The sequence below is a fragment of the Exiguobacterium sp. s129 genome (assembly GCF_018617585.1).
GTDB lineage: Bacteria > Bacillota > Bacilli > Exiguobacteriales > Exiguobacteriaceae > Exiguobacterium > Exiguobacterium aestuarii_A.
In genome coordinates this window covers 1-212 of sequence record NZ_JACSKL010000042.1, presented here as the reverse complement: position 1 = coordinate 212, position 212 = coordinate 1, and the positions used below count along the sequence as shown (strand labels likewise).

The window sequence follows — 212 nt, the reverse complement described above, 5'->3', positions numbered from 1 at the left end:
GTCGTGAAGTAGCCGGCATCGAGCGCGACCGCCTCGAGCGGGAAGCGGAAACGTTCGAGGACATGGTCGAGCCGATCGAGGTAGACGGTGCTGTCCGACACGTTTCCGGGCGTGACGTGTACGTCGACGATGAAATTGTGCTTGGCGTCGACCGTCCGATGGGCCAGCCAGAAAAAGCCTTCCGGCTTCTGGTCGCGATACATGTAACCCGC

Annotated in this window: 1 protein-coding gene; it reads right to left on the bottom strand. The window is 61.3% G+C overall.

The window, feature by feature from the left end:
- Positions 1-212, bottom strand: a 212-nt coding sequence (locus tag KNO92_RS14765) for a transposase (RefSeq protein WP_214761905.1), incomplete at both ends; no start/stop codon positions are given.